Source organism: Streptomyces phytophilus (assembly GCF_013870535.1).
GTDB lineage: Bacteria > Actinomycetota > Actinomycetes > Streptomycetales > Streptomycetaceae > Streptomyces > Streptomyces phytophilus.
Genome location: NZ_JACBXC010001548.1, coordinates 1 through 1,242 on the forward strand (window position 1 = coordinate 1; position 1,242 = coordinate 1,242).

The 1,242-nt window shown below is 74.8% G+C and carries 1 protein-coding gene and 1 pseudogene; one reads left to right on the top strand and one right to left on the bottom strand.

The genetic code is table 11. The features are described from left to right. Positions 1 to 431, bottom strand: a 431-nt coding sequence (locus tag H5J30_RS34125; protein ID WP_181791691.1) for a pirin family protein, incomplete at its 3' end; no start/stop codon positions are given. Between the two features lie 79 nt (positions 432 to 510). Here H5J30_RS34125 and H5J30_RS34130 point away from each other — a divergent pair. Then, positions 511 to 1,242 (top strand): annotated as a pseudogene (locus H5J30_RS34130) (PucR family transcriptional regulator); the annotation flags it as partial.

Here is a 1,242-nt window from a genome sequence, read left to right on the forward strand (position 1 = left end):
GCCAGCGGCGTGCCGTCGGCGATGCCGCGGACCACCTCGTACGAGGGGTCCCCGCCCGGGGCCGCGGGCATCAGCCACATCTGGAGGAACGCCAGCGGCGCCGGGCCCCCGTTGCGTTCCGCGTGCCGGATGCCCGTGCCCGCCGACAGCCGCGCGACGTCCCCGGGGCGGACGGTCTCCGTGCGGCCGGCGGAGTCCTCGTGGGTCAGCTCGCCGTCGAGGACCCACGTGACGATCTCCATGTCGCGGTGCGGGTGTTCGGCGAAGCCCGCGCCCGGCCGCAGCCGCTCCTCGTTGCACGCGACGAGCGAGCCGAAGCGCACGTTGTCCGGGTCGTAGAAACCGCCGAAGGAGAACGCGTGCAGTGTCTCGATCCCCGCCTGCGCGTCCCCGCCGCGGTAGCGCCCCCGCGCCCGCCGTAGCTGAATCACCCCGCCACCGTACGCCCCGGAAGACGGCCCCCGGACGCCGCTTTCGTCCGACGCGACCCGGATAGGGCAGGCTAGACCCGTGCCTGAACCGACCGAGACACCCGAGCCGCCCGATCGCGACGCCGCCCGGTTGCATCATCCGCACGCCGCGACCCTGCGCCGACTGGAGAAGTCGTCCGGGGAACTCGCCGCCGGCGCCATCGCCCGGATGGATGAGCAGCTGCCCTGGTACCGGGCCATGCCCCCGGAGCACCGCTCGTGGATCGGGCTGGTGGCGCAGGCGGGCATCGCGGCGTTCACGGAGTGGTTCCGGCACCCCGAGACGCCGCAGGCCATCTCCACCGACGTGTTCGGCACGGCGCCGCGCGAGCTGACCCGGGCGATCACGCTGCGGCAGACGGTGGAGATGGTGCGTACGACGATCGAGGTGATGGAGTCCGCGATCGAGGACGTCGCCGCGCCCGGCGACGAGTCCGCGCTGCGCGAGGCCCTCCTCGTCTACGCCCGCGAGATCGCCTTCGCCACCGCCCAGGTCTACGCGCAGGCCGCCGAGGCCCGCGGCGCCTGGGACGCCCGGCTGGAGTCGCTGGTGGTCAACGCGGTGCTCTCCGGCGAGGCCGACGAGGGCGCGGTGTCCCGCGCGGCGGCGCTGGGCTGGAGTTCGCCGGAGCACGTGTGCGTGGTGCTGGGCACCGCGCCGGACGGCGACAGCGAGCTGACCGTGGAGGCGATCCGCCGGGCCGCGCGGCACGCGAAGCTCCAGGTGCTGACCGGGGTGCTGGGCAGCCGGCTCGTGGTCATCGCGGGCGGC